General features: G+C 67.8%; 6 protein-coding genes and 1 pseudogene. 1 reads left to right on the forward strand and 6 read right to left on the reverse strand.

From position 1 onward, the window contains the following. Window positions 1-58: 58 nt before the first annotated feature. The 5 genes from IP78_RS07000 to IP78_RS07020 all read right to left on the reverse strand — a co-directional run bounded on the left by IP78_RS07000 (window position 59) and on the right by IP78_RS07020 (window position 4,727). Window positions 59-373, reverse strand: coding sequence for a hypothetical protein (locus IP78_RS07000; RefSeq protein ID WP_054110983.1), 315 nt, complete (start codon window positions 371-373; stop codon window positions 59-61). A 314-nt stretch (window positions 374-687) separates the two neighbouring features. Next, entirely contained in the window at window positions 688-1,041 is a 354-nt protein-coding gene (gene rplT / locus IP78_RS07005) for a 50S ribosomal protein L20 (protein ID WP_029416074.1), read from the reverse strand. A gap of 54 nt (window positions 1,042-1,095) precedes the next feature. After that, the gene (gene rpmI, locus IP78_RS07010; RefSeq protein WP_029416075.1) at window positions 1,096-1,293 is read right to left on the reverse strand and encodes a 50S ribosomal protein L35; all 198 of its coding nucleotides are present in this window, start codon (window positions 1,291-1,293) and stop codon (window positions 1,096-1,098) included. 141 nt (window positions 1,294-1,434) lie between these two features. Continuing rightward, window positions 1,435-3,411: a S9 family peptidase gene (locus tag IP78_RS07015; RefSeq protein ID WP_231680949.1), complete on the reverse strand. Its 1,977-nt coding sequence runs from the start codon at window positions 3,409-3,411 to the stop codon at window positions 1,435-1,437. A 71-nt stretch (window positions 3,412-3,482) separates the two neighbouring features. After that, window positions 3,483-4,727 carry an MFS transporter gene (locus tag IP78_RS07020; protein WP_156320320.1) on the reverse strand — a complete coding sequence of 415 codons (1,245 nt, stop codon included), beginning with the start codon at window positions 4,725-4,727 and terminating at the stop codon, window positions 3,483-3,485. A 168-nt stretch (window positions 4,728-4,895) separates the two neighbouring features. Here IP78_RS07020 and IP78_RS07025 point away from each other — a divergent pair, with 168 nt between their 5' ends. Further along, window positions 4,896-6,506, forward strand: coding sequence for an ATP-binding protein (locus tag IP78_RS07025; RefSeq protein ID WP_054110984.1), 1,611 nt, complete (start codon window positions 4,896-4,898; stop codon window positions 6,504-6,506). A 4-nt stretch (window positions 6,507-6,510) separates the two neighbouring features. Here the strand turns inward: IP78_RS07025 and IP78_RS15260 are convergent. Further along, window positions 6,511-6,586: pseudogene (locus tag IP78_RS15260) on the reverse strand (translation initiation factor IF-3 C-terminal domain-containing protein); the annotation flags it as partial.

Consider the following 6,586-nt stretch of genomic DNA (forward strand, 5'->3'; position numbering starts at 1 on the left):
CTGGTGGCTAGTGGCGACTGGGTTCGCCCCGAGCACCAGCCACTAGCCACTCCTCCCATCACCCGCCCGTCGGCGGGCTGGTCGGTTCGCCGGTCGCCGTCGTCGGAGCGTCCGCGACCGGGGGCGTGACAGTCCCGTCCTGGAAGGCGGCGGCGTCGACCGCCTGCTGGCCCGTATTGGCGTCCCTGGCCGAGAAGCCCGGCGCGAACACCAGATACAGCACCACGAAGCCGATCAGCGTCAGGGCGATACCCGCCGCCATCACAAGGGTGATCCGCCGACCGCCTCGGCCCTGCTTGACGAACTGCTCTTCGACGGGCCGGCCCTCGTGCACGGCGTCGGCGGCGCGGGAATGGGGATCGTTGTGGGTCATGGCGGCCTTTCGGGCGACTGGGAAACTCAAGGTCGTCAACGCCTTCGCCAGCGTGGCCGTTCCGCCTCGCCACCCGCGCGAAAGAATCTTCGCTCCCCACGGAACGGGAATAGCTAGTCGCCGTTATCGGTCTGCGGAGGCGGCGACGCCCCCCGACTTGGACCCGCTCCGGCAGGTCCTGCTGCCTCCGCGCCTCATTCTCGATGATGCCACCTCAAGGCGATCCGCAAGGGTCGCCTTTTTCTTCGCGCCCAAGCGAAAGGGCCGCCCAGTTGCCCGGACGGCCCTTCTCATCTCGCTGATCGCCAGACCGATCAGGCCAGGGCGGCGCGCACCTTGTCGGCGATGGCCTTGAAGCCGGTCGCGTCCGCGGCGATGGCGGCCATCACCTTGCGGTCCAGCTCGATGCCGGCCTTGGACAGGCCGTGGATGAACTGCGAGTAGGTGAAGCCTTCCTGGCGGGCGGCGGCGTTGATGCGCTGGATCCACAGGGCGCGGAACGAACGCTTCTTGTTGCGGCGGTCGCGATAGGCGTACTGCCCGGCGCGGTCCACGGCGGCCTTGGCCGTACGGATGGTGTTCTTGCGGCGGCCGGAGAAGCCCTTGGCCTGCTCCAGAACCTTCTTGTGCTTGGCGTGGGACGTAACGCCCCGTTTCACGCGTGCCATGTGTCTAGTCCTTCAAAATCTCTGTGCGATGCGATCGGGTCTGCCGGGTGCCGATCAGGCGTAGGGCATGTAGGACTTGATCTTCTTGGCGTCGGCGTCGGCCATGACCGAGGTGCCGCGGTTCTGGCGGATGTATTTGGAGTTGTGGCTGATCAAGCGGTGACGCTTGCCCGCAACCCCGGCCTTCACCTTGCCGGTCGCAGTGAGTTTGAAGCGCTTCTTGGCGCCCGACTTCGTCTTCAGTTTCGGCATTTTCGACTCTCATTCTGATGGGCCGGAGCCCGTCGAACCTCAAAGGGTCCTTTTCGTCCCGCCCAGGCATGCCTGTTCGCCCGGCGGTCCGCACGCGAAGGCGCGGCTTCTAGGGCAAGCCCCACCGAAACGCAAGCTGCATCAGCGGGCTGGATTGTGTGTTTCCAGAAAGCGCAGCGTCTCGTTCAGCATCCGGGTCCGCGTGTCGGCTCGCGAAAGCCAGTGATCCTCACCATCCAGGGTGACGAACTCATAGGGTCGCCCGGCGCGCTGCAGGGCATCGGCCAGCCGCTGGCTTTGTGTGAACGGCACAACCGTGTCGTCACGGCCGTGGAGCAGCAGGATGGGAGCGTCCGCCCGCGCGGCCTGGGCGGCCGGAGAGCGGTCGTCCAGCGAACGGTCGCCCAGGCGGTCGGCACCCATGAACCGGTTCCAGTACTGCACGACAGGCGAATCCCGACGGCCCTGCTCGGCCTCCCACTGCACCATGGCGCGCAGGTCCGACACGCCCGCCACGGAGACCGCGCATCGATAAACGCCCTGATCCAGTGTCGGTCCGGCCATGGCGGCGTATCCGCCATAGCTCGCGCCCACGATGCACACGCGACCCGGATCGACGATGCCTTCCGAAGCCAGCCAGCGCACGCCGTCCGACAGGTCGGTCTGCATCTTCAGGCCCCACTCGCCGTATCCGGCCTCCAGATGGGCGCGGCCCAGACCGTCAGACCCCCGGAAGTTGGGCTGAAGCACTGCATAGCCGCGTGACGCCATGGCCTGGGCCCACCAGTCGAAGCCCAGATAGTCGCGCGACTGCGGTCCGCCGTGCGGCAGGACCACCAGCGGCAGGCCCCGCGGCTCGGTCACGCCGGGCGGCAGGGTCAGATAGCCGGGAATGCGCAGGCCGTCGGCGGCGGGATAGGAGATGACCCGGACCTCTCCGACCTGGTCGGGCGACAGCGGATAGGTCTCGCCGAAGACTTCAGCCGTCCGGCGGTTCAGATCCACCACATGATAGGTGCCAGGGTCGCCGGCACCCTCGGTCATCACGACCAGGACCCTGAGATCGTCGGACCAGGCCGACAGTCGCGCCCGTCTGCCCCGAAAGGCCGCGCGCACGGTGTTCCAGGCCCGCTCAGCCTCTGTGTCCAGAAACTGCATTTCGACCTCGCCGTCCCCCTGGGTACTGGCACCGATCAGGAGGCGGGTGCGCGGATGAACCAGAATACCGGTCGGGCGTCCCGTGAAGGGAAGGTCGGACCATTCTCCGGTGTCCAGGTTGAGCAGGCGGAGCTGATCGTATTCCGAGTCCTGACCGCCACGAATGACGACTTCCCGATCGGTCCGGCCAAAGGACACGAGCGAGGGGGCGTCGATCGGTGCCTCGGTGCGCCAGATGTCGCGCCACCCGCCGGTGACCCGGCGCTGGATCGTCCAGACCTTGCTGCGCGGATCAAAGGTCACGCGCGCGATGACCGCGGCGTCAGCGTTCAACAGGTAAGAACCGCCTTCCCGTTCCGGGTTCAGCACGCGGGTTTCCCCGCGGCCGTTGGTCAGGTTGATCCGATAGAGGCCAAGCCCATCGTAACCGGCACCGCCGACGATCAGCTCGTCGCCGCGAATGTAGGTCCCCACCAGACGCGGAAAGACGCCGGGCGTTGCATCGAGCGCCTTGGCCACGCGCCGCGTCTCGATCGAGTAGATCTGGCCCTCGGCCAGCTCCGACCGCTGCAGTCCCGTCAGCGTCCCCGACTGCGTCGCCGTGGTGGTGAGCATCACATGATCCTCGCCGATCCAGTCCAGCGCGCGGACCTTGACGTCCCCCGCCCGCACGCCGCCGATCAGGCGCAGGGTCTCCAGATCGCAGATGACCATGCTGCGCTCCTCTCCGATCACGGCGATATAGGCCAGCCGCCGTCCGCTGGGCGACACGTCGACCAGATCGGTGGCCGGCAAGGAGCCGTAGACGGAAAGCGGTGCCGGCCCGGTGGTGCGAGCCCCCTCCGGCGGCAGGCATTCACCCTCCTGAAGCGTCGTCGCAGCCGCCGAACCGGCCGCGAGCGAGGCCGCCATGAACGCTACGACGGCGGACCTGGTCCACCGGCTGGGGATAATCGACATGTGACCCACCTCCCTCGACATCATCGACCCTCGACCCAACCCTAGCGTGAGCCATGGAGGGCAGCCAACCCCTACTCCGCCGCCTCCGTTGCCAGCCGCGCCGGCTGGCTGGCCGATCGCCCGGCGTTGATCGCCATGATCGCCGCCGGAACCATCAGAACCGCCCCGACCGCCAGCGGCCAGTCGTGACCGAGGCCCGAGAACATGGCCCCCGCCACGATCGGCCCCACGATCCGCCCGGAAGAACTCGCGGCCATGTTCAACCCCAGCATGGCGCCCTGCCGATCCGGTGGGCTGGCCTTGGAGATCATGGCCGAGATGTTGGGCATGGTCATCGCCATGCCGAAGCCGCCGATGATCATGGCCACGGTCACGAACCAGGCCCCCGGCGAGAACATCTGGCCCAGAAGCCCGACCCCGAACAGCAGGCACCCGCCCGCCAGCACACGGCTCTCGCCGAAGCGTCGCGCCAGTCGCCCCGTGATCGCGGTCTGGCTGATCACCGAGACGATCCCTACAGCCATGAAGGCGAAGGCCACCTCGCGCGCGCCCCAATCATAGCGGGCTCCCGTCCACAGGCCGAAGGTCGACTCCATGCCCGAGAAACCCGCCATGTAGATCAGGGTCACGACGATCACGCGCGAGATCACAGGATTGGCCGCAGCGTCCCGCACGCCGCCCAGGAACGGCGTCCGCTTCGGCGGCGTGGCCGACTTCACCAGGCTCTCCTTCAGGAACAGGACGACGCCGATCGCCGCCAGGACCGCCAGCCCGCAGGCCGCGAAGATCGGCAGCTGATAGCCCAGCCGCCCCATATCCTCCCGCACCAGAATGCCCGACAGCCCCGGCCCGGCGATGAAGCCCGCCCCGAACGCGGCCCCGATCAGCCCCATCCGCCCGGCGCGTTTCTCTGGCGGCGTGACGTCGGCGACATAGCCCTGGACGGTCGAAACATTGCCCGCGCCCAGCCCGGTGAACAGCCGGACCGCGATGGCCAGCCAGATGTTGGGCACGAAGGCCAGCATCAGATAGCCGACGGCGTTGGCGCAGACGGTGATCAGCAGCACCGGTTTTCGCCCGATCCGGTCCGACAGCCGCCCCCAGAAGGGCTCGGCGAAGAACTGGCCGATCGAATAGGCCGAGAACATCAGCGCCACCTGCCAGGCCTCGGCGTTCAGGCTGTCGCCGAAAAACGGCAGCAGCGGCACCACCAGGCCGAAGCCGACCAGGTTGATGAAAACGATGGCGAACAGAACGACCAACGCCCGCCGCTCGCTGTGATCGGCGGGCGCGGAAATGGTCGGGCTGTCGGGCATCTTCGCCTTCTAGCGGAGCTTGACCGCTCCGGCGAGGGGCGGGTCGCCGCGCCCCTCACTTGCTCCGTCTACGGACATACTGCGATGAAATCGCTGCAAAACTTTCAAGAACGGCAAAGCCGGCATTAAGGGCCGCAGGATATCTCTGCCGTCCCAGCAGGAGGCCCGATGGCGCGGATCGGCGATTTCATTGACGCAGTGGACCCGGTGTCGCCCGACACCCTGGGCGCGGTCGTCTTCGACCGGTTCGAGGCCGAGCCCAACACCCTGGCCATCGCCGTGGTCGACGCCGAGGGTCGCCCTGTCGGCCTGATCGAGAGGAACGCCTTCACCCTGAAGATGGCCGCCGAGTTCGGCCGCGCGCTCTATGCCCGCCGCCCCGTCTCGACCCTAATGGACCCCAATCCGCCGACGGCCGACGCCGACGCCTCGGCCGAGACCTTCTTTCGCGGTGTCGACGCCGCCGAGCTGAACATGCTGCTGCGCGGCTTCATCGTTGTGAAAGACGGCCGTTATGTCGGCGTCGGCGCAGGCGTCCAGATCCTTCAGGCTGGATCCGTCCTCTACCGCGCCAAGGCAGAGGAGATGACCACGCTCGCGCGCGACCTCGCCGCAGCCGAGGCCGAGGCTCGCGCCTCCAGCCGCGCCAAGTCCGAGTTCCTGGCCGTCATGAGCCACGAAATCCGCACCCCGCTCAACGGAGTTCTGGGCGTCGCCGGCCTGCTGGACCGCAAGCTCCAGCAGGAGGAGTTGCGCCCCTACGTCCAGACCATCCTCGATTCCGGCCAGAGCCTGCTGCGGCTGCTCACCGACGCGCTCGACATGTCCCGGGCCTCCGCCGGTGTCTTGACCCTGGAACCCGGTCCTCTCCACATCGACGCGATGGGCCAGGACCTCGCCGCCCTCTGGTGCCCTCGCGCCGAGGAGAAGGGCCTGACCCTCACTGTCGCCTGCGAGACCACTGACCACGACTGGGTGCTGGCCGACGGCATGCGCATCAAGCAGTTGCTGAACAACCTGATCGGCAACGCGCTCAAGTTCACCCACGCCGGCGAAGTGACCGTCACCCTCTCCACGCAAGGGGACAACGGCGCGGTCCGGTTCGACGCCGTTGTCGACGACACTGGCCCCGGCATACCGGACCATGCGGCCGCCACCATCTTCGAGCCCTTCAACACCGGGGAGGCCGGTCGCGAAGGTGCCGGCGCCGGCCTGGGCCTGGCGATCTGCCGCCAGATCGTCGAGCGCATGGGCGGATCGATCGGCGTGGCACGCGCGCCCCAGGGCGGAGCGCGCTTCCACTTCACCCTGCGCCTGCCGGTCTGCGGGCCCGAGATGCGCGGCTCAGCCGAGGTCATGGCCGAGCCCACGCCGCATGAGACGCTGCATGTCCTGATCGCCGACGACAACCCGACCAACCGTTTCGTGGCCGCCAAGCTGCTGGAGATGTTCGGCTGCACCCACGAAGCCGTGGCCGACGGCAAGGAGGCCGTGGAAGCCGCCAGCGCCCGGCCGTTCGACCTGATCCTGATGGACATCAAGATGCCGGTCATGGATGGCGTCGCGGCCACCCGTGCGATCCGCGCCCTGACGATCCCAGCCGCCCGCGTCCCGATCCTGGCCCTGACCGCGAACGCCGATCCGCGCGACGCCTCGGACTATCTGGCGGCGGGGATGACCGGCGTGGTGGCGAAACCCATCCAGCCGGACGCGCTGTTGAACGCGATCCGTCGGGCCTTGGGATCAGACGTAGCGGAATTGGCGGCCGAAGCCGCCTGAGACCCTACTTCGGTGCCAGGATCATAATCATCTGGCGGCCCTCCATGCGCGGGGAATACTCGACCTTGGCGATTTCCTCG

The organism is Brevundimonas sp. AAP58, assembly GCF_001295975.1.
In the GTDB taxonomy this organism is placed as follows: Bacteria; Pseudomonadota; Alphaproteobacteria; order Caulobacterales; family Caulobacteraceae; genus Brevundimonas.

Coding starts and splice junctions, on each gene's coding strand:
- IP78_RS07000 (WP_054110983.1), bottom strand. CDS start 373: ATGACCCACAACGATCCCCATTCCCGCGCCGCCGACGCCGTGCACGAG.
- rplT (WP_029416074.1), bottom strand. CDS start 1,041: ATGGCACGCGTGAAACGGGGCGTTACGTCCCACGCCAAGCACAAGAAG.
- rpmI (WP_029416075.1), bottom strand. CDS start 1,293: ATGCCGAAACTGAAGACGAAGTCGGGCGCCAAGAAGCGCTTCAAACTC.
- IP78_RS07015 (WP_231680949.1), bottom strand. CDS start 3,411: ATGTCGATTATCCCCAGCCGGTGGACCAGGTCCGCCGTCGTAGCGTTC.
- IP78_RS07020 (WP_156320320.1), bottom strand. CDS start 4,727: ATGCCCGACAGCCCGACCATTTCCGCGCCCGCCGATCACAGCGAGCGG.
- IP78_RS07025 (WP_054110984.1), top strand. CDS start 4,896: ATGGCGCGGATCGGCGATTTCATTGACGCAGTGGACCCGGTGTCGCCC.